The organism is Polaromonas sp. P1_A2 (assembly GCF_056406895.1).
In genome coordinates, this window is record NZ_JBFTZI010000001.1 from 478161 (window position 1) to 498401 (window position 20241).

Annotated in this window: 16 protein-coding genes; 14 read left to right on the top strand and 2 right to left on the bottom strand. The window is 65.8% G+C overall.

Annotated features, from left to right (window positions below; genetic code table 11):
* Nucleotides 1-168: 168 nt before the first annotated feature.
* Nucleotides 169-1821 (bottom strand): MBL fold metallo-hydrolase, encoded by a 1653-nt coding sequence (locus AC1D09_RS02290; protein ID WP_477661452.1) that lies wholly within the window; start codon nucleotides 1819-1821, stop codon nucleotides 169-171.
* 78 nt (nucleotides 1822-1899) lie between these two features.
* On the opposite strand from AC1D09_RS02290, the gene dapF reads away from it, so the two are divergent.
* The 3 genes from dapF to AC1D09_RS02305 all read left to right on the top strand — a co-directional run bounded on the left by dapF (nucleotide 1900) and on the right by AC1D09_RS02305 (nucleotide 4644).
* Complete coding sequence (gene dapF, locus AC1D09_RS02295) at nucleotides 1900-2778, top strand: diaminopimelate epimerase (RefSeq protein ID WP_477661451.1); 879 nt, start codon at nucleotides 1900-1902, stop codon at nucleotides 2776-2778.
* 82 nt (nucleotides 2779-2860) lie between these two features.
* Complete coding sequence (locus AC1D09_RS02300; RefSeq protein WP_074576166.1) at nucleotides 2861-3556, top strand: DUF484 family protein; 696 nt, start codon at nucleotides 2861-2863, stop codon at nucleotides 3554-3556.
* Between the two features lie 11 nt (nucleotides 3557-3567).
* A complete protein-coding gene (locus AC1D09_RS02305; RefSeq protein WP_477661450.1) occupies nucleotides 3568-4644 on the top strand; it encodes a tyrosine recombinase XerC in 1077 nt (358 codons plus the stop codon).
* A gap of 9 nt (nucleotides 4645-4653) precedes the next feature.
* Here the strand turns inward: AC1D09_RS02305 and AC1D09_RS02310 are convergent, their stop codons facing one another.
* Nucleotides 4654-6384: a sensor domain-containing diguanylate cyclase gene (locus AC1D09_RS02310; RefSeq protein ID WP_477700914.1), complete on the bottom strand. Its 1731-nt coding sequence runs from the start codon at nucleotides 6382-6384 to the stop codon at nucleotides 4654-4656.
* A gap of 234 nt (nucleotides 6385-6618) precedes the next feature.
* Between AC1D09_RS02310 and AC1D09_RS02315 the strand changes: the two genes are divergently transcribed.
* From AC1D09_RS02315 to mraY, 11 genes are all read left to right on the top strand, one after another.
* Entirely contained in the window at nucleotides 6619-7809 is a 1191-nt protein-coding gene (locus AC1D09_RS02315; RefSeq protein ID WP_477661448.1) for a class I SAM-dependent rRNA methyltransferase, read from the top strand.
* Nucleotides 7810-7955: 146 nt separating this feature from the next.
* Nucleotides 7956-9023 (top strand): CobW family GTP-binding protein, encoded by a 1068-nt coding sequence (locus tag AC1D09_RS02320; RefSeq protein WP_477661447.1) that lies wholly within the window; start codon nucleotides 7956-7958, stop codon nucleotides 9021-9023.
* Between the two features lie 345 nt (nucleotides 9024-9368).
* Nucleotides 9369-10418, top strand: a complete 1050-nt coding sequence (gene dksA / locus AC1D09_RS02325; RefSeq protein WP_477661446.1) for an RNA polymerase-binding protein DksA — start codon at nucleotides 9369-9371, stop codon at nucleotides 10416-10418.
* Nucleotides 10419-10457: 39 nt separating this feature from the next.
* Entirely contained in the window at nucleotides 10458-12329 is a 1872-nt protein-coding gene (locus AC1D09_RS02330) for an STAS domain-containing protein (protein ID WP_477661445.1), read from the top strand.
* 433 nt (nucleotides 12330-12762) lie between these two features.
* The gene (mraZ, locus tag AC1D09_RS02335) at nucleotides 12763-13191 is read left to right on the top strand and encodes a division/cell wall cluster transcriptional repressor MraZ (protein ID WP_074576178.1); all 429 of its coding nucleotides are present in this window, start codon (nucleotides 12763-12765) and stop codon (nucleotides 13189-13191) included.
* A gap of 9 nt (nucleotides 13192-13200) precedes the next feature.
* The gene (gene rsmH, locus AC1D09_RS02340) at nucleotides 13201-14118 is read left to right on the top strand and encodes a 16S rRNA (cytosine(1402)-N(4))-methyltransferase RsmH (RefSeq protein ID WP_477661444.1); all 918 of its coding nucleotides are present in this window, start codon (nucleotides 13201-13203) and stop codon (nucleotides 14116-14118) included.
* Between the two features lie 16 nt (nucleotides 14119-14134).
* Nucleotides 14135-14452 carry a cell division protein FtsL gene (gene ftsL, locus AC1D09_RS02345; RefSeq protein WP_477661443.1) on the top strand — a complete coding sequence of 106 codons (318 nt, stop codon included), beginning with the start codon at nucleotides 14135-14137 and terminating at the stop codon, nucleotides 14450-14452.
* Nucleotides 14449-16182, top strand: coding sequence for a peptidoglycan D,D-transpeptidase FtsI family protein (locus tag AC1D09_RS02350; protein WP_477661442.1), 1734 nt, complete (start codon nucleotides 14449-14451; stop codon nucleotides 16180-16182). Before ftsL ends, AC1D09_RS02350 begins: the two co-directional genes overlap by 4 nt.
* Nucleotides 16179-17672, top strand: a complete 1494-nt coding sequence (locus tag AC1D09_RS02355; RefSeq protein ID WP_477700915.1) for a UDP-N-acetylmuramoyl-L-alanyl-D-glutamate--2,6-diaminopimelate ligase — start codon at nucleotides 16179-16181, stop codon at nucleotides 17670-17672. The genes AC1D09_RS02350 and AC1D09_RS02355 overlap by 4 nt, the downstream gene beginning before the upstream one ends.
* On the top strand, nucleotides 17669-19069 hold the full coding sequence (locus tag AC1D09_RS02360) for a UDP-N-acetylmuramoyl-tripeptide--D-alanyl-D-alanine ligase (RefSeq protein ID WP_477661440.1): 1401 nt from the start codon (nucleotides 17669-17671) through the stop codon (nucleotides 19067-19069). Before AC1D09_RS02355 ends, AC1D09_RS02360 begins: the two co-directional genes overlap by 4 nt.
* Entirely contained in the window at nucleotides 19059-20237 is a 1179-nt protein-coding gene (mraY, locus tag AC1D09_RS02365; RefSeq protein ID WP_074576190.1) for a phospho-N-acetylmuramoyl-pentapeptide-transferase, read from the top strand. The genes AC1D09_RS02360 and mraY overlap by 11 nt, the downstream gene beginning before the upstream one ends.
* Nucleotides 20238-20241: the final 4 nt, after the last annotated feature.

Below are 20241 nucleotides of genomic sequence, written 5' to 3' on the forward strand. Positions count from 1 at the left end.
TCGCTGAGTGTTGAAATATGTGAGTTCAAATCCCGCGGAAAGACGGGCTGGTGGCCCGGTTCCCGGCAGGTATGAGAAAAAAAGTATAAACCGTGACCGCCAAAAGCCAAGCAATTGGTGTGCCTGAGGCGACTGGCAGGCTTGCGGGAGCGGTCGCGCAGCCTACACCTACAGATTGGCAAAGCCCTGCGCCTCAATGCGCTCCACGTGCGCGAGCAGCGAGCGTTTGGCCACCGGCCAGATGCGCGGGTCCACGTCGTCGTAGGCGGCCGCGACCCAGTCGTCCATCGTGCCGTCCGGCCGGGCCCGCATCACGCCGATGATCTTGGCCTCGCGCTTGAGGCGGTGCGCCTTGAGCTGGGCAATCGCGGTTTTGGCCGCGCCGATCACATAACCGTGCGCCGGGGCGATGAATTCAATCCGGTGTTCGTCGCAGGCCGCGCTGAGCGCATCCAGCGACTCGAGGTAGGCGTTCATGTCGCCGTCCGGCGGGTCGATCACGGTGGTGCTGCCGTTGAGGATGTGGTCGCCGCTGAACAGCAGGCCGTCTTCCTCCAGCACCAGGCAGACATGGTTGGCCGCATGGCCGGGCGTATGCAGCGCTTTCAGCGTGTGGGTGGTTGTTTCACCGTCCGGCCCTTTTCCTGAGAGCGTGAGGCGTTCCCGGTGTTGCAGCGCCCTGTCCGGCGTGAAGGCGCTGGCGCTGCGCGCGGTGGGCGCCGAAGGCAGGCCCAGGATGGGCGGGGCCGTGCGGCACAAGGCCTGCAGCGGTTTGGCCCCGGGGGAATGGTCGGGGTGCGAGTGCGTGCAGACAATCATGCGGATATCGCCGCCGGCCGCCTGCCAGAGGCGCTGCAGGTGTTCGTGGTCGGCCGGGCCCGGGTCGATCACGATGTAGCCGCTGCCTGGGTCGCCGACAAGGTAGCTGTTGGTGCCCGGCCCGGTCATCACCCCCGGGTTGGGGGCGGTCAGGCGGCTCACATTGCGCAGCAGCGCCACCGGCTGCGCGCTTTGCCAGTCCAGCGCGTGCACGATCTGCCCGTCGGGGCAGGTCAGCGCGAGTTCGCCATAGGGCGCTTCGTGTTCCATATAGCGCGCTTCCTTGCCCGCCAGCAGGCCGGCGCGCGGGCAGGAGGTCCAGAGCGGGATTTCAGACGCGCAGGCGGCCAGCACGGCGTCGACGTCGGCATGGTGCTGCAGCTTCTCCAGCGTGCGTATGGTGGGAAAGATGATGAAAAAGTCGCCCGCCGCGTGCCGCGCCAGCGCCTCGGCCGGCCGCACCCAGACCGGCTCGAACTGCTCGGCCTCGTCGGCCACCGGGCTCTGGCCCTCGGGCATGCGCGCCACCAGAAAAGGCACGTCAAAACGCCGCGGCAAGTCGCGGTCGGTGATCCAGTGCGCCAGCACAAACACCTCGTCACCCGCCAGCGTGAGGCCGCGCTCGCGGCATTGCGCCGTAAACGGCGCCTTGCGGTCCAGGGCCGCGATGTCCGCCGTGCTGGCATGGCTGCCATCCGCATGGCGCGCCAGCAGCACGCCCAGTTCCTCAAAACTTTCCCGTATCGCCGCGATGGCCTGGGTCAGGTGCAGATCGCTTTGCGTGGCCCGCCGCGTCGACTGGGCGTGCGCCTGCGCGTCCGCCGCATCAATACCGCCGCCGGGGAAGACATAGGCGCCCGGCGCGAAGCTGGCCGTCATGGAGCGGCGCGTCATCAGCACCTCGATGCCCTGGGGCGTGTCGCGCAGCAGCAGGACCGTTGCGGCCGGGCGCAGCGGGGCGGGGTCGCGGTGGGGGTGGAGTTGTTGAGAGGGGCGGGGCATGGTTTGGATTATGGCTTTTGGAGGTGGTTCTTGCTGTGGCGGGGTGCTCCCGGTAGAGAAGCACAGATAATCTGGAGAATGCGAATCCGATTCACCAAAATGCAAGGCGCGGGCAACGATTTCGTCATGCTCGACGAAACCCGGGGCCCGCTGGGCCTGAGCACCGCCCAGTACCGTTTCCTGGCCGACCGCCATTTCGGCGTGGGCGCCGACCAGATCCTGACGGTGCGGCCTTCGCCCGCGGAAGGCATTGATTTCGAGTATGTGATCCACAACGCCGACGGCGGCGAGGTGGAGCAGTGCGGCAACGGCGCGCGCTGCTTTGTGCGTTTTGTGCGCGAGCAGGGGCTGACGAGCAAGGACGTCGTGAGGGTCAAGACCCTGAGCGGCATCATCGAGCCGCGTATGCAGGCCGATGGGCGCGTCACGGTCGACATGGGAGCGCCGGTGTTTGAGCCGGTGCGCGTCCCGTTTGACGCTGCCGGCCTGGCGCCCGTGGCGCAAGGTTCATGGGAGAAATGGCCGCTGGCATTGCCGGGGCAGGCGCAGGCGGCGCCGCTTTTCATAGGCGCGCTGTCCATGGGCAACCCGCACGCGGTGCAACTGGTGGATGAGGTCGATACCGCGCCGGTGCTGCAGACCGGCCCGCTGATCGAGAACCATGCACGCTTTCCGCGCCGCGTGAACGCCGGCTTTATGCAGGTGGTCTCGCGCGGGCAGATTCGCCTTCGGGTGTTTGAGCGCGGCGTGGGTGAGACGCTGGCCTGCGGCACGGGCGCCTGTGCGGCCGTGGTGGCGGGCATACGCTGGGGTCTGCTGGACGCGAAAGTGGATGTCATGACGCGGGGCGGCCAGCTGACCATCGAATGGCCGGGCAAGCTCGATGCGCCTGTCATGATGACGGGGCCGGCGACCACGGTGTTCGAGTCCGAGATCGACATTCCCGACGGAGTCTGAAAACGGTCTTTCCACGAAAGCGGATGTAACGCGGGCACCCTGCGCCTTTGCGTTCGCCACAAAACTGAGGACAATCCCCGACATGAATCCAACCGAACATCCCATCACCGAAGACGACATCGCCAATTTCCTGGCCAACACGCCCGATTTCTTCGAGCGCCATGCCGAGTTGCTGGCTTCGGTGCAGCTGTCCAGCGGCCACGGCAACCGCGCCGTCAGCCTGCAGGAGCGCCAGGCGCTGATGCTGCGTGAAAAAATCAAGGGCCTGGAAACACGCATGGTCGAGATGATCCGCCACGGCCAGGACAACGTCGGCATCGCCGACAAGATGCAGCGCTGGACGCGCAAGCTGCTGCAGGCCGCGCAGGCGCGCGACCTGCCGGGCGCGGTGGTCGAGGGCATCACCACCGAGTTCCTGATCCCGCAGGCCGCGATCAAGGTCTGGGACGTGAACGGCATTTTTTCGGACGAAAGTTTCGCCACCGGCGTGAGCGAGGATGCCAAGGCCTTTGCTTCCTCGCTGGGCGCGCCTTATTGCGGCGTCAATTCGGGCTTTGAGGCCGCGGGCTGGCTGCCTGAGCCCGCGGTGGCACTGTCGATGGCGATGATTCCGCTGCGCGCCGCGCCGGGTGCGGATGCGTCCGGCCTGCTGGTGCTGGCCTCGCCCGACCCCGAGCGCTTTCACAGCGGCATGGGCACCGACTTCCTCGAGCGCCTGGGCGAACTCGCCAGCGCGGCGCTGACGCGGCTTCGGCCCCAGCCGGCGGCCGCCGAATAAACACCACGGCCATGGCGCAGGCACCCTCTCCCGCGCCGGACATTGCGTCCGAAGCCGGCGGCCCGGTGCCGCCCTCACACCCGCTGGTCGAGCGCTACCTTGAGCATGTGCGCGTGGAAAAGCGCCTGGCCTCGCGCACCGTGGAGCTCTACGCCCTGGACCTGCAAAAACTCGAGGCCAACGCGCGCCAGGCCGGCGTGGTGCTGACCGAGGTGCAAAACATCCATATGCGGCGCTGGGTGGCGCAAATGCACGGCGCCGGGCGCAGCGGCCGCGGCATCGCGCTCATCCTCTCGGGCTGGCGCGGTTTTTATACCTGGCTGGGCCGCGAGGGTCTGATCAAGGGCAATCCGGTGCAGGACGTGCGCGCCCCCAAGGCCGCCAAGCCCCTGCCCAAGGCGCTGAGCGTGGACGAGGCGGTGCAGCTGGCCGCCTACAACGCCGACGCTGCCCAAGGCGACCCGATGCTGGCGCTGCGTGACCAGTGCATCACCGAGCTGCTCTACGGCTGCGGGCTGCGCATCGCCGAGCTTGTGGGGCTGGATGTGCAGGCCAGTGCCCAGGCGCGCGGCTGGGTAGACCTGGATGCGGCCGAGGCACATGTGCTCGGCAAGGGTTCCAAGCGGCGCAGCGTGCCGGTGGGCCATGCGGCCTTGCAGGTGCTGCGGCAGTGGCTGACGGCGCGCGCCGGCTGGGCGCGCGAGGACCACGCCCTGTTCATCAACCAGCGCGGGACGCGCCTGACGCCGCAGCACATACGCGTGCGCCTGAAGCAGCGCTCGCTGAAGGCCGGGCTGGCCACGCCGGTGCACCCGCACATGCTGCGCCATTCCTTCGCCAGCCACGTACTGCAATCCAGCGGCGACCTGCGCGCGGTGCAGGAATTGCTGGGCCACGCCAACATCACGACCACGCAGGTCTACACGCGGCTGGATTTCCAGCACCTGGCCAAGGTGTATGACGCGGCGCATCCGCGGGCGGTGTCCAAGGCCGGCACGGGCATGCCGGCGCCGGCGCTGCCTGTTGAAGCCGGCCATGCCCCGACAGCGGCCCAAAAAGCCGCGAGCCCGGCCAAGGGCAAAACCTGAGCGGGCCGTTCAGGCCGCCTTGGGCCGGTCGCGCCGCACCGGCCGCAGGGGCTGCGGCTCCCCGAGCATGAACACCGCGCGCTTGCCCTCGGCGGGCGCGGCGGCCAGGCGCTCTTCAAGCTGCGTCAGCAGGCCCTGCGCATTGGAGCCCTGGTAGGGCACCAGCGCATAGGCCACGTGCACCTGCGCCACGCAGTCCACATGCAGGCCCTTGTAAGGCATCAGGCAGCGCGCCACGATGCGCGGGCCCAGCGTGCCGGCGTCTTCGGCGTTGAACGGGCCTTCCACCAGCATGCCGAAGCGTCGCTCGGACAGCCGCGCGGCGCTGTCGATTTCGCGCGCGGTGGACAACAGCCGCTCGGCCACGCGCAGCGGCAGTTCCTCGGCCGCCTTGCGCCCGAAGTCGCGCTGGATCTGCTCGGTGTTGACCAGGTCGATGATCATCACCGCGCTCTGGTGGCGCAGCCGCTCGGAGCGCGCGATCATGCGGATCAGGCGTTCGGCGAACACATGGCCGTTGATCAGGCCGGTGGCCGGGTCGACCCGGTCCAGGCCTTGGATGCGGCGTATGTTTTCGCGGCGCTGCTGGCTGCGCAGCATCAGCACCAGCATGACGATGGGCAGGTGCAGCGCCACGCCCAGCTGCATGCCGTGCTGGGTCAGAAAGCCTATGGGCACCAGCTCGGCGTTGCGCGCCATGGTCCAGCCGGCGGCGACCAGCACGGGCACATAGGCCAGCATCAGCCAGGGCGCGAAGCGGTCGCCGCGCCGCCAGGCCCAGCCCATGACCAGCATGCCGCTGAACTGCAGGATCAGCATGATGGGGATGAACACGTCCATGCGGGAGGCGGCCGGCAGCAGCGCCAGCAGCACCGCCACCAGCGCGCCCAGCGCGGCCTGGCCCACCATCAGCCAGTGCAGGCGCGGCGAGCGTTCAGGCAGGGCCACGGCCGCCGATATGAAAAGCAGCGTGGCCGAGACCGTCAGCATGGGCAGCACCGAGGTCGCGACGTCGCTCCAGCCGGGCCAGGCCGGCCACAGGTGCAGGCCGGCGATGCCGGTGACGGTGGCCTGGGTCAGCGCCAGCAGGGTCACGCACAAGGCATAAAAGCCATAGGCGGTGTCGCGCAGCGACACGGCGCCCAGCGCGGAAATCAGCGCGGCCAAGCCGGCCAGGCCGAAGAAAATGCCCAGGATCAGCGAGACACGCTGCTCGGAGTAGCTGAGCCGGCCTTCGCTGATGAACTGCAGCGGGGCGCTGAAGGCGTGGCCGTTTTCCAGGCGCAGCAGGTAATTGGAGGGGGTTTCAGCCGACAGCGCGATGGGCAGCAGCGGGTGGCGGTGCGGCACCGGCCATTTGTTGACCGCCACCAAGTCGCCGGCGCGCTGCTCGTTCCACTGGCCGGCGCCGTCCAGCGTATACAGCGACGCGCGGTCTATGGACGGGTAGGGCACCTCGAGGTACCAGCGCTCGCTGTCGGGCGCGGGCGGCACGTTGAAGCGCACCCACATCGAGGAACCGCTGGTGACCGGGTAGATCGCGTCGGCGCGCGTCGGCTTCCAGGGGATGTCGGGCGCGGCGGCGACCTGCTCGGGCGTGAACTTGCCCGTGCTGTCTATCCAGTAGTCGCCCCAGTCCTGCAGCGCCACCGGCTGTACCTGGGCGTCCAGGTCCAGCACCGTGCGCGAGCGGGCGTCCAGGCTGGTGAGCGCCAGCAGCGAACCCATCAGCAGGCTCATTGCCAGGCCCAGCAACAGGGTGCGTAGGGCCGCGGGCCTGCGAACCACAGCGCCCGTAAATGGCCTGGTTTTCTTGAGTTGCAGAAAAAAGTAATCAAAAATCATTAATTTACGATTGTCGCAAACTTTCCGGAAAACGACCGCCACGAGTTTAGAGAGTTGTTTCGGCGGCTGTTTGTGCGAGGGATGGCGCGGTCGCACAGGGCTTGTATAGCCTGCCGCGACAATAGCACCATGAAAACACTTCGATTGCGCGATGGCAAGGAGCGCTCCCTGCTGCGGCGCCACCCCTGGATTTTTGACGGCGCCATCGCCAAGGGCGGCGGCGATGCCGGTGAAACGGTGCGGGTGGAAAGCCACGCCGGCCAGTTCCTGGGCTGGGCGGCCTTCAGCCCGGCCTCCAAGATCCGCGCGCGGGTCTGGAGTTTTGACGAGGCCCAGCGCATAGACGCGGCGTTTTTCGCGGCTCGCATTGCCCAGGCCCTGAAGGCCAGGGAGCGCTTCGACATCCAGAGCGACGGCCTGCGCCTGGTCCATGGCGAATCCGACGGCCTGCCGGGCCTGGTGGTGGACCGCTACGGCGACACCCTGGTGGCCCAGTTTTCCAGTTGCGGCGCGGAAAAGTGGAAAAGCGTGATCGTCGACGCGTTGCTGGCGCAGACCGGGCTGACCCGCCTCTATGAGCGTTCCGACGCGAGTTCCCGCGCGCTGGAGGGCCTGCCGGAAGTCACCGGCTGGCTGAAGGGCTCGGGCGAAACCGGCATCACCATCAGCGAGCATGGCTGGAAACTCAGCCTGGACATCGCCGAAGGCCATAAAACCGGTTTTTACCTGGACCAGCGCGACAGCCGGCAGAAGTTCGCCGCCTATACGCGCCGGCTGCAGTTCGGCCAGGTGCTCAACTGCTACTGCTACACCGGCGGCTTCACCGTGGCCGCGCTGGCCGGCGGCGCCGGGCACGTCACTTCCATTGATTCGTCAGCCCCGGCGATTGAGCGGGCCCGGGCCAATGTGGCGCTCAACGGCTTTGACGCCGGCCGCACCACCTTGCTCGACGCCGACGTGAACGCCTCGCTGCGCCAGTACCAGAAGGAGGGCCGGACCTTCGACGCCATCGTGCTGGACCCGCCCAAGTTCGCGCCCACTGTGACGCACGCCGAACGCGCCGCACGCGCCTACAAGGACATCAACCGCCTGGCGCTGTCCATCCTGTCGCCGGGCGGCGTGCTGTTCACCTATTCGTGCTCGGGTGGCATCAGCGCCGACCTGTTCCACAAGATCGTGGCCTCGGCGGGCACGGACGCCGGCGTGGATGCCTTTATTTCGGAGCGCATGGGCGGCGCGCCCGACCACCCCATGACGGTGGCCTTCCCGGAGGGCGAATACCTCAAGGGGCTGGTGCTGGTGAAACGGGCGGCTGGCTAGGGCTTGACAGCCTCTGTAAAGTAACTGTTAGCCGAGGTGGTATTCGCCGCGCCCCTGTGAAGGGCTTGAAGCCACCGCTAAACTCCCCAGCTTGGGTTTTCGCGGCCCGCCCGCCTTCCCGCAACCTTCCGTTTTAGGTAGACACCATGAGCTTGATCCCCGTCACCATACTCACCGGCTTTCTGGGCTCCGGCAAGACCACGCTGCTCAAGCGCGTGCTGACCGAGGCGCACGGCCAGAAGATCGCCGTCATCGAGAATGAATTCGGCGAGGAAAACATCGACAACGACATCCTGGTCAACGACACCACGGAAAACATCATCCAGATGAACAACGGCTGCATCTGCTGCTCCATCCGCGAAGACTTGCGGGAGACGCTGCAACTGCTGGCCGCCAAGAAGCGCAAGGGGCTGCTCGACTTCGACCGCGTGGTGATAGAAACCACGGGCCTGGCCGACCCCGGCCCGGTGGCGCAGACCTTTTTTATGGACGAGGAAGTCGCCGAGCAGTACCTGCTGGACTCCATCCTGACCCTGGTGGACGCCAAGCACGCCGCCGGCCAGCTCAACGACCGCCAGGAGGCCCGCCGCCAGGTCGGTTTCGCCGACCAGATCTTCATCAGCAAATCGGACCTGGTCGCCAAGGAGGAAGTCGACGCGCTGATGCACAGGCTCAAGCACATGAACCCGCGCGCCCCGCAGACCGCGGTGCATTTCGGCGAGGTGGCGATCAAGGACGTGTTCGACCTGCGCGGCTTCAACCTCAACGCCAAGCTGGACATAGACCCCGATTTCCTCAAGGAAGACGAGCACGCCGGCCACGACCACGACCACGACCATGAACACGGCGAGCATTGCGACCACCCCTCCCATGCCCATGACGGGCATGAGGGCCACGGCCACCATCACCACCATGACGACGACGTCAAGAGTTTTGTCTTCCGCTCGGACAAGGCCTTCAGCCCGGCCAAGCTCGAGGATTTCCTGGGCGCGGTGGTCAATATCTACGGCCCGCGCATGCTGCGCTACAAGGGCGTGCTGAACATGGAGGGCACCGACCGCAAGGTGATCTTCCAGGGCGTGCACCAGCTCATGGGCAGCGACCTGGGGCCCGCCTGGGCCGAGGGCGAGAAGAAAAACAGCAAGATGGTGTTCATCGGCATCGACCTGCCCAAAGATATTTTTGTGCAGGGCCTGGAGCAGTGCCTGGTTTGAGGTAGGCTGTCCGCCTGTAGCCTAATAAAAGGCGGAGGGCTTCATGTTTGTCTCGATTCTCCAACGATTTGTTTTTTGGGTGTCACAGGCCGCTGGCGAGCCGCTACAATCGCGCGCCGACCAAAATACCCGAAAAATCGAATCGGGAGGCCAATCAGGTACAAAACCGGTTAAAAAGCGGGTTGAGGGCCGCGATTTAGCGGTTTTCAGGACTGGCTGGCGGCAGACAAACCAGGAAATCTGGCTACAGCTAGGGTTGGACTGCCGCACTGCGGCAGTCTGGCCAGGAAGCCGCCCTAGAGGCCTCAGGGCCGTTCCAAGGCTGCTTTCCAGAGGAGACACATTGTGAAAGCCCCAGCGAAGAAGACCAAGACACCCGCCAAGGCTGCAGCCAAACCGGCCGCCAAGACAGCCGTGAAAGCCAAGCCGGCGCCCAAAGCAGCCGCCAAGGCCGTGAAAAAAGTTGCCAAGCCTGTCGCCAAAGCCAAGCCGGCGCCCAAACCCGCCGCGAAGAAGGCCGTCAAGCCGGTGCCCAAGGCTGCAGCCCCCAAAAAACCTGCCGCAGCCGCCAAGAAAACCGCTGCCAAGCCTGTGCCTTCCAAGGCCAAGGCCGTCGCCAAACCCGCAAAGCCAGTGCTCAAAACCACACCGAAACCCGCCGCAAAACCGGTAGCCAAACCCCCTGTGGTGAAAGCCGCCGCCAAACCCGCGGCCAAGCCAGCCGTGGTTGCCCCCGTGCCGGCGCCGGCTCCCGCTCCCGCGGTGTCCGGGCTCATGGCCCCGCCTCCCCTGAAACCCGGGCGGCGCAGCTCGGCCCGGGTTGCCACCCAATCACCCCCTCCCGCACCCATGGTGCCAACCCATGCGCCCGACGCAGCCAAAGCCAGTTACTCCACAATGACCGAACGCGTGATCGCGCCGCCACCCCAGGCGGCGGCCAAAAAAGACCCCAAGCTTGCCAACAACTGGAAGACCAAATCCGCCGAGCAGCTGACGGACGACGAAGTCAAGGCCATGCCCGACTCCGAGTACATGAACGAAAAGCAGCTGGCCTTCTTCCGCCACAAGCTGTCGGTGCTCAAGCAGGACATCCACAACAGCGCCGGCGAAACCACCGAGCACCTGCGTGAAGACACCGTCGTGGTGCCCGACCCGGCCGACCGCGCCACCATCGAGGAAGAGCATGCCCTTGAATTGCGCACCCGCGACCGCGAGCGCAAGCTGCTCAAGAAAATCGAGCAATCCATCGCCCGCATCGACTCCGGCGACTATGGCTACTGTGACGAGACCGGCGAGCCCATCGGGGTGGGCCGGCTGATCGCCCGCCCCACGGCGAATCTGTCCCTGGAAGCCCAGCAGCGCCGGGAACTCAAGCAAAAGATGTTTGGCGATTGACGCCAGGCTACCAATAGAAGTATTTTTAGTCGTCCGACCATGTCCAAAGAAGATACCGCTTCAGGCCTGCTGTCCAAGATGGTGAAGTTCGTCCGGAATCCGGCCACGAACTGGGCCGACCTGGACGCGGCGGCCACGGACCGGGACGATGCCATGAGCAAGCAGCTGCTCAAGGAGATGATAGAGCGCAAGCGGCAGAACGATTTCGTGCGCAAACGCGAATTCGACATGCTGCGCAAGATGCGCAAGCGCGAGGCCATGGTGGGCGTGGGCCAGGATCCGACCGGGCGGCCTTCCTTCTTTCAGAGCAGCATGCCGTCCAAGCCGGACGACAGGGCCACCACGCTCAAGAAGATCGACGAGATCGAAGCGCAGATGTCCATGCAGTGGTGGAAAACCAAGAATGGCGGGATTCCAGACAGCACTCCTCCGCATGCCTCGCCCACGGGCGCCAGGAACCCCTCGGTGCAGGCGCCGCTGCTGGACAACGCCTTGCCGACCGCTTATCGGGCCACGGCCCCGGCGGGCCTGCAAACCCCGGGCTTTAAAAAACCCGAGCCGACGGAAGCCGCGCCGCTGGACGCTTCGCCCACCGCGCCCGATTCCTTGTCCATCGCGCTTGCGGAAGCGCGTGCCGGCGGTGCGCCAGCGGCCAGGCCGCCCGCCCCAAGCCCCGCTCCTGCCCCCGCCGCTCCTCCCGCGCCCGTTGGCTTGCCCGGTGGGCTGGCGGGTATCAGCGCCCGCAGCGACGACGGCAGCTCCGGTTTTTCGCATTCCAAATTCAGCGCCGTCGATGTCGATGAAGGGGTCGAGCATGACGCCGAACTCGAAGAGGCGGCCATCCGCTTTGCCAATGGCGACGACGCCGGGGCCGAAGCCGGACTGCTCGAAATCCTGGCCCCGAACGGTTCGCGCGCCGGCCATGCCGATACCTGGCTGACGCTGTTCGACCTGTACCGCGCGACGGCCCAGCAAGACAAGTTCGAAACAGCCGCCATCCAGTTCGTCGAGCGTTTTGACCGGTCGGCGCCGCAGTGGTTTTCCATGCCCGACATGGTGAAAAAGCTCACCGAACCGGCAGGCGGCAAGTCCAGCAACGGCCCCGCCGCCGACTGGGTATGCCCTTCCACACTGGGCATACAGACGGTGGCCACGCTCAAGGCGGCCATGGCCAAGGCGCCCATGCCGTGGCGGCTGGACTGGAAAAACCTCAAGACCATCGAGGCTGCCGCGGTGGAGCCGCTGTACAAGGTTTTCAGCAGCTGGGCGGCCCAGCCCGTCCAGCTGCGCTTCATGGGCGATGCGCAGCTGCAGAAGGTGCTGCAGGACGCCACGCCCTCGGGCAGCCGCGACACGGTCCAGGCTTGGTGGCTTTTGCGCATGGAGGCGCTGCGTGTCACGCACCGGCCCGACGACTTCGAACTCGCGGCGCTCGACTTCTGCGTCACCTATGAAGTCTCCCCGCCGGCCTGGGACAGCGCACGCTGCGAATACAAGCCCATAGACGCCCAGGGCGGCGTTTTGAGCGGCCAGGCCATCATCGGCGACGTCTACCGCGATTCGGTGCCTTCCAGCCTCAGCGCCATCGAGGGCGACACTCAGATGGATGCGCCGAGTTCGCAGATGAGCAACCTGCTGTCGGTGGAGTTGTCCGGCCAGGTGCAGGGCGACGCGATCGCGGTGCTCGACAAGCTCGAGGCCAAGCTGATGGGCGCGGACATGATGCTGATCTCCTGCTCCAAGCTGATCCGCGTTGATTTTTCCGCGGCGGGGACGCTGCTGAACTGGGTGTCGGCCCGCGAAGCCGAGAACCGCGCCGTGCAGTTTTCCGATGTCAACCGCCTCGTGGCCGCTTTCTTCAATGTGATCGGCATCACCGAGCACGCCAGGGTCATGGTCCGCGTCGACTGACGCCGTCCCACTCTGTCTGCAGTCCCGCGCAGGGGCTGTTCAACCGGCTTTGACGGCCCGAATCACCCGCAGTGAGCCTGGCGCTGCCCGGGCTTTCCCTCTTTCACTCCTGATGGCGCGCCTCGCGCCGTGTTTTTTCGCGCTTGCCCGCGGCTGTCGCGCGCTATATGGCCGCGAAAAAGGGAAATAGTCCCGCTTTGCGCACCGCTGTCTCCGCCTGGGGACTCCTGCCTTAAAGCAATACTTTCATTGCATCGGCTAAGTGCTTAATTTAGAACACTTTTTGATTTTGACTTCGCATCCAAAGAAGCTTCTAAGTCCTTGATTTCATTGAAAAAATTTGTTTCAAATCCCTTGTTTGCAAATGGTTTCCTGCTAAAGTGGGAAGAAGTGCAATTTAGTGGTGAAAAGTGTTTTCCAAAGGTTTGTAGCAGTGTTTCAAGGCGCCTCATCGTTAGCTCTCGATACCAAGGGTCGGCTCTCCGTGCCGACCCGGCATCGTGACGTGCTGAGCGCCACCGCTTCCGGTCAGCTCACCATCACCAAACATCCGCACGGCTGCCTGATGATTTTCCCTCGCAACGAGTGGGAAAAATTCCGAGAGCGTATCGCCTCGCTGCCGATGCAGGCACAGTGGTGGAAGCGCATCTTTCTCGGCAACGCCATGGACGTGGACATGGACGCCACCGGCCGCGTGCTGGTGTCGCCCGAACTGCGCGCGGCGGCGGGCATCAGCAAGGATACGGTGCTGCTGGGCATGGGCAGCTACTTCGAGCTCTGGGATGCCGCCACCTACGCGGCCCAGGAAGCCGAGCAGATGAAGGGCGAAATGCCCGATGTCTTCAGAGACTTTTCGTTCTGAAAGAAGACGGTGAACGGCACATGGATACACCGTACCGTCCTGTTGAACGAAGCCATAGCGGCGCTTCTTGTCAACCCGGACGGCCACTACGTCGACGCGACCTTCGGGCGCGGCGGCCATTCACGGCTGTTGCTGTCGCAACTCTCGCCCCAAGGGCGGCTCACCGCCTTCGACAAAGACCTCGACGCCATCGCCGAGGCGCAGACCATCACCGACCCGCGCTTTTCCATCCGCCACGAGGGTTTCATGCAACTGGGCCAGTTGCCCGCCGCCAGCGCGGACGGCGTGCTGATGGACCTGGGCGTGAGCTCGCCGCAGATCGACAACCCGGAGCGCGGATTTTCGTTTCGGCAGGAGGGGCCGCTGGACATGCGCATGGACACCACGCGTGGCCAGAGCGTGGCCGAGTGGCTGGCGGATGCATCCATAGAAACCATGGCGGAGGTGATTCGTGAATATGGCGAAGAACGGTTTGCTCAACAGATTGCAAAGGCGATTGATCGTCGCCGACAGGAACGGGGCCCTCTTCGAACCACCGCTGAGCTGGCCGAAGTCGTGGCTGGCGCGGTCAAAACCCGCGAGCCGGGCAAGGACCCTGCAACGCGCACATTTCAGGCTCTTCGGATTTTCATCAACGCCGAGCTTGAAGAGCTGCAACAGGCGCTAGCCGCGTCGCTGAAAGTTCTCCGACCGGGAGGCCGTCTGGTGGTGATCAGTTTTCATTCGCTCGAAGACCGCATCGTCAAACAGTTCATCGCCGCGCATTCGCGCGAGGTGTTCGACCGCCGCGCGCCTTTCGCCGAACCCAAGGCCATGCAGCTCAAGGCCCTGGGCCGCACCAAGCCCAGCGAGCAAGAGGTGGAAGGCAACCCGCGTTCGCGCAGCGCGGTGATGCGCGTTGCCGAACGCACCGAGGTGGCCGCATGAAAGCCGGAGCACAGTCATGGCCAGGCTGAACCTCGTGCTGCTCCTTGCCGTGCTGGCCAGCGCGCTGTATCTCGTGCGCACCCAGTACGAGTCGCGCCGCCTGTATGTCGAGCTTGAAAAGGCGACGGCCGAGGCGCGGAAAATCGAAATGGACAACGAACGCCTGCAGGTGGAAAAGCGCGCCCAGGCCACGCCCCTGAAGGTCGAGAAGCTGGCCAAGGAGCGCCTGCAGATGCGCACGGTGACGCCGGCCATCACCCAGTACGTGACCTACAAGGACGCCCCGGCCGCTGCGGCCGTGGCGGCCTCCGCAGCGGAAGGCACCAAGCCATGAGCCGCAGCGTGCTTTATTCGTCCAGCCCCCTGCTGGCCAGCAAGACACCGGTCTGGCGCAGCAAGTTCATCGTGGCCGGCATCGCGCTGGCCTTTGCCGGGCTGGCCGGCCGGGCGGCCTACATCCAGATTTTCGGCAATGAGTTCTTCCAGAAACAGGGTGAAGTGCGTTTTGCCCGCACGCTGGAGCTGCCCGCCAACCGCGGCCGCATCCTGGACCGCAACGGCCTGATCCTCGCGTCCAGCGTGCCGGCCTCCAGCATCTGGGCCATTCCCGAAGACGTCCAGGCCAGCAAGGCGCAGCTTGCCGAGCTCGCCACGCTGCTGGAAATGCCGCTGGCGGACGTCAACAAGAAGCTGGGCGACGAGGACAAGACCTTTGTCTGGCTCAAGCGCCAGGTCGACGAACCGGTGGCGCAAAAAATCCACGCCATCGGCATCAAGGGCATTTACCAGCGCAAGGAATACAAGCGCCAGTATCCCGAAGGTGAAACCACGGCCCACGTGGTGGGCTTTACCAACGTCGAGGACCGCGGCCAGGAAGGCATTGAGCTGGCCTTCAACAAGGACCTGGCGGGCAAGGCCGGTTCGCGCCGCGTGATCAAGGACCGCCTGGGCCGTGTCGTGGAGGACGTCGGCGAGCAGATGCCTCCCGTCGAAGGCAAGGACATCCAGCTCAGCATAGACAGCAAGGTGCAGTTCTTCGCCTACCAGAAGCTGCGCGACGCGGTCATCGCGCGCAAGGCCAAGGCCGGCAGTGTCGTGGTGCTGGACTCCACCACCGGCGAGGTGCTGGCGCTGGTGAACTATCCCAGTTACGTGCCCGACAGGCGGAAAAACCTGACCGGCGAGCAATTGCGCAACCGGGCCCTCACCGACACCTTCGAACCCGGCTCCACGATGAAACCGATCACGGTGGCCATGGCGCTGGAAGCCGGGCGCATCAAGCCGCAAACCATCATCGAAACCGGTCCCGGCCGCTACAACCTGGGCGGCTTCACCATCAGCGACACCCACAACTACGGGACGCTGACGGTGGAGGGCGTCATCCAGAAATCCAGCAACGTCGGGGCGCTGAAGATCGCCCAGAAGATGAGCCCGCAGGAAATGTGGGAAACCTATATGGCGCTGGGTTACGGACAAAAACCGCAGATCCAGTTCCCCGGCGCGGTCACGGGGCGTGTGCGGCCCTGGAAAACCTGGCGTCCTGTCGAGCAGGCGACCATGGCCTACGGCTACGGGCTGTCGGCCTCGCTGTTCCAGATGGCGCACTCTTACACCGCGTTCGCGCACGACGGCCAGATCATTCCCGTCACCATGCTCAAGAGCAGCGAGCCCGCGGTGGGCGTGCAGGTGTTTTCTGCGGCGAATGCGCATGCCGTTCGCCGCATGCTGCAGATGGCCGCCGCCCCCGGCGGCACCGGCCCGCTGGCGCAAACCGTGGGCTATTCGGTGGGCGGCAAGTCGGGAACCGCGCACAAGCAAGTCGGCAAAGGTTATGCCACCAACAAATACCGCGCCTGGTTCACCGGCATGGCGCCCATAGAGGCCCCGCGCATCATCGTCGGCGTGATGATCGACGAGCCCAGCGACGGCAACTACTTCGGCGGCGTGGCCGCCGCGCCTGTTTTCAGCGAGGTCGTGCAGCAGACCCTGCGCATGATGGGCGTGCAGCCCGACATGAGCGTCAAGCCGCAAATCACCACCCAGGCCGTGGAGGAGTCGTTTTGAGCACGCAGCTCCACACCCCTGAGCAGGCCGCCGGCTGGCTGCGCGAGCGCGTGAGCGGCAGCCTGCGCACAGACAGCCGCAAGCTGGCCCGGGGCGACGGTTTTATCGCCTGGCCCGGCGCCGCCACCGACGGGCGAAAATTCGTGGGCGCCGCGCTGGAAGCGGGCGCCGCTGCCTGCCTGGTCGAGCAGGAGGGTGCAGCGGCCTACGGCTTCCAGGACGCCAAGGTCGCGGAATATGCCGGCCTCAAGGCCGCCACCGGTCCCATCGCCGCGGCTTATTTCAATGAGCCCAGCCGTCAGCTGCGCATTTGCGCCGTCACCGGCACCAACGGCAAGACCTCCACCGCCTGGTGGCTGGCGCAGGCCCAGGGCCGCCTGGGGCGCAAATGCGGCCTTATCGGCACGCTGGGCACGGGCGAGCCCGGCGCCATGGTTTCCAACGGCCTGACCACGCCCGACCCGGTGCTGCTGCAGCAGGAATTGCGGCGTTTCGCCGACCAGGGTTTTGCTGCCTGCGCGCTGGAGGCCTCCTCCATAGGTGTGGTGGAGCATCGCCTGGACGCGACCGCCATCGAGGTCGCCATTTTCACCAATTTCACGCAGGACCACCTCGACTACCACGCCTCCATGGAGGCCTATTGGGAGGCCAAGGCCGCGCTGTTCGGCTGGCCCGGCCTGAAGGCGGCGGTCATCAACATCGACGACGCCAAGGGCGATGAACTCAAGGATTCCCTGGCCGGCAGCGGCCTGGATCTCTGGACCGTCTCCTGCACGGAGCCGGCCCGCCTGCAGGCGCGCAAGATAACGCACGGCAGCGACGGCCTGAGCTTTGAAGTGGCCGAGGGCGCCGAAAGCCACAGGCTGGCCACGCGGCTGGTGGGCCAGTACAACGTGTCCAACCTGCTGGGCGTGCTGGGTGCCTTGCGCGCCATGGGGGTGCCGCTGGCCGACGCGGTGAAGGCCTGCACCGACCTGCTGCCGGTGCCCGGCCGCACCGAGACCCTGGCCGTACCAGGCCGGCCGCTTGTGGTCATCGATTACGCCCACACGCCCGACGCGCTCGAGAAAGTGCTGCTGGCGCTGCGGCCGGCGGCGGCGCGCCGCGGCGGCCAGCTCTGGTGCGTGTTCGGCTGCGGCGGCAACCGCGATGCCACCAAGCGCCCGCTGATGGCGGCCGTGGCCGAAAAAAATGCCGACCAGGTGGTGGTCACCAGTGACAACCCGCGCAGCGAGAACCCGCTGGCCATCATCTGCCAGGTGCTGCTGGGCCTGAGCCACCGCGACGCCGTGCATGTGCAGGCCGACCGGGCGGCAGCCATCAAGCACGCCTTGAGCCTGGCCGGTCCCGACGACGTGGTGCTGCTGGCGGGCAAAGGCCACGAAAGTTTCCAGGAAATCGGCGGCGCCAAGCTGCCATTCTCCGACCGCGAACATGCGCAGGCGGCGCTCGATGCCCTGGCCGCGGCGCCGCAAGGGGGCCGGCCATGATGCGCCTGCAGCAAGCCCTGGATTGGCTGCCCGGTGCCCGGCTGGTGGGCGATGCCGGCGTGCAGGCCTTGCGCGTCAACACCGATACGCGCAGCCTGCAGGCCGGCGACCTGTTTGTGGCGCTCAAGGGCGAACGTTTTGACGCGCATGACTTCCTCGCCCAGGCCAAGGCGCAAGGCGCTGTCGCGGCCATCGCCCACCATGGGCTGGCGCAGGCCGGCTTGCCCGGGCTTGAAGTGGCCGACACGCGCCTGGCGCTGGGGCAACTGGCGGCCGGCTGGCGCTCGCAGTTCCGCCTGCCGCTGGTGGCGGTCACCGGCAGCAACGGCAAGACCACCGTCACGCAAATGATCGCGGCCATCCTGCGTGCCTGGAAAGCCGACAAGGCCTTCGCTACCGAAGGCAACCTTAACAACGACATCGGCGTGCCGCTCACGCTGCTGCGCCTGACTGCCGCGCACGAGGCGGGCGTGGTCGAGCTCGGCATGAACCACCCCGGCGAGATCGCCTACCTGGCCGAACTCAGCAAGCCCACCGTCGCGCTGGTCAACAACGCGCAGCGCGAACACCTGGAATTCATGGCCACGGTGGAAGCGGTGGCGCGCGAAAACGGCTCGGTGTTCCAGTCGCTGGATGCGGCCGGCACGGCGGTCTTCCCGGCGGACGACGATTACACCCCGCTGTGGCGCGAACTCGTGGGCCAGCGCAAGGTGCTGAGCTTCGCGCTCTCGGGCCCGGCCGACGTCACCGGCAGCGCGCAATGGGAAAACGGCTGCTGGAAGGTGGCCGCCGCCACGCCGGCCGGCGCGGCGGAATTTTCGCTGCACATCGCCGGCCGGCACAACGTCAAGAACGCGCTGGCCGCCACGGCCTGCGCACTGGCGGCCGGTGTGCCGCTGGCCGCCATCTGCGCGGGGCTCTCGGCCTTTGTGCCGGTCAAGGGCCGCTCGCGCGCGATTGCCGTGGCCCTGCCGGGCCGGGTGCTGACGCTGGTCGACGACAGCTACAACGCCAATCCCGATTCCATGCACGCTGCGCTGGAAGTCCTGGCCGAGCTGCCCGGCCCGCGCCTGATGGTGATGGGCGACATGGGCGAGGTCGGCGACCAGGGGCCGCAGTTCCACGACGAAGCCGGGCGCCATGCGCGCGCGCTGGGCATTGAAAAACTCTTCACCCTGGGCGAGCAGTCGAAGCAGGCCGCGGCCGCTTTCGGCGGCGCGCAGGTTTTTGCCGGCATGGATGAACTCGCCGCCGCCGTGCTGGCTGAGTTGCCCCACACCGGCAGCGTGCTGGTCAAGGGCTCGCGCTTCATGAAGATGGAGCGTGTGGTCCAGGCCATCACGGCCCACGCAGATCAAACACATTACCAAAACAAGGGAGGGCCCCATGCTGCTTAGCCTGGCCCAATGGCTTCAGTCGATTTCGCCCGAGTTCGGGTTCTTCCGGGTGTTCCAGTACCTGACCTTCCGCGCCGTCATGGCCGCGCTCACGGCGCTGCTGATAGGCCTGCTCGCCGGTCCCTTTGTGATCCGGCGCCTGATTTCGCTCAAGATCGGCCAGCCCATACGCCAGTACGCCATGCAGACGCATCTGAGCAAAAGCGGCACGCCCACCATGGGCGGTGTGCTGATCCTGCTGGCCATAGGCATTTCCACATTGTTGTGGTTCGACCTGTCCAACCGCTTTGTCTGGATCGTGCTCATCGTCACGCTGGGTTTTGGCGCCATCGGCTGGGCGGACGACTGGCGCAAGGTCGTGCTCAAGGACCCGGAAGGCATGCGCTCGCGCGAGAAATACCTGTGGCAGTCCCTGATCGGCCTGGTCGCTGCGCTGTACCTGGTGTTCAGCATTTCCGAGAGCTCCAACCTGCGCGTGCTCGAACTGTTCTTCAGCTGGGTGCAGTCGGGCTTTGACGTGAACCTGCCCCCCAAGGCCGGCCTGCTGGTGCCCTTTGTCAAGGAAATCAGCTATCCGCTGGGCGTTTTCGGTTTTGTGATCCTGACCTACCTGGTGATCGTGGGCTCCAGCAATGCCGTCAACCTGACCGACGGCCTGGACGGCCTGGCCATCATGCCGGTGGTCATGGTGGGCTCGGCGCTGGGCGTGTTCGCCTATGTCACCGGCAGCTCGGTTTATTCCAAATACCTGTTCTTCCCGCACATCCCCGGCTCCGGCGAACTGCTGATCTTCTGCTCGGCCATGGCGGGCGCCGGCCTGGCCTTCCTGTGGTTCAACACGCACCCGGCCCAGGTCTTCATGGGCGACGTGGGCGCGCTGGCCCTGGGCGCCGCGCTGGGCACCATTGCCGTCATCGTGCGCCAGGAAATCGTGCTGGCCATCATGGGTGGCATCTTCGTCGTGGAGGCGCTCTCCGTGATGATGCAGGTGACCTGGTTCAAGTACACCAAGAAGCGCTACGGCGAAGGCCGGCGCATCCTCAAGATGGCGCCGCTGCACCATCACTTCGAGAAAAGCGGCTGGAAAGAAACCCAGGTGGTGGTCCGTTTCTGGATCATCACCATGCTGCTGTGCCTCATAGGCCTTTCCACCTTGAAGCTCAGGTAAACAG

Coding starts and splice junctions, on each gene's coding strand:
- AC1D09_RS02290 (WP_477661452.1), bottom strand. CDS start 1,821: ATGCCCCGCCCCTCTCAACAACTCCACCCCCACCGCGACCCCGCCCCG.
- dapF (WP_477661451.1), top strand. CDS start 1,900: ATGCGAATCCGATTCACCAAAATGCAAGGCGCGGGCAACGATTTCGTC.
- AC1D09_RS02300 (WP_074576166.1), top strand. CDS start 2,861: ATGAATCCAACCGAACATCCCATCACCGAAGACGACATCGCCAATTTC.
- AC1D09_RS02305 (WP_477661450.1), top strand. CDS start 3,568: ATGGCGCAGGCACCCTCTCCCGCGCCGGACATTGCGTCCGAAGCCGGC.
- AC1D09_RS02310 (WP_477700914.1), bottom strand. CDS start 6,384: ATGAGCCTGCTGATGGGTTCGCTGCTGGCGCTCACCAGCCTGGACGCC.
- AC1D09_RS02315 (WP_477661448.1), top strand. CDS start 6,619: ATGAAAACACTTCGATTGCGCGATGGCAAGGAGCGCTCCCTGCTGCGG.
- AC1D09_RS02320 (WP_477661447.1), top strand. CDS start 7,956: ATGAGCTTGATCCCCGTCACCATACTCACCGGCTTTCTGGGCTCCGGC.
- AC1D09_RS02330 (WP_477661445.1), top strand. CDS start 10,458: ATGTCCAAAGAAGATACCGCTTCAGGCCTGCTGTCCAAGATGGTGAAG.
- ftsL (WP_477661443.1), top strand. CDS start 14,135: ATGGCCAGGCTGAACCTCGTGCTGCTCCTTGCCGTGCTGGCCAGCGCG.
- AC1D09_RS02350 (WP_477661442.1), top strand. CDS start 14,449: ATGAGCCGCAGCGTGCTTTATTCGTCCAGCCCCCTGCTGGCCAGCAAG.
- AC1D09_RS02360 (WP_477661440.1), top strand. CDS start 17,669: ATGATGCGCCTGCAGCAAGCCCTGGATTGGCTGCCCGGTGCCCGGCTG.
- mraY (WP_074576190.1), top strand. CDS start 19,059: ATGCTGCTTAGCCTGGCCCAATGGCTTCAGTCGATTTCGCCCGAGTTC.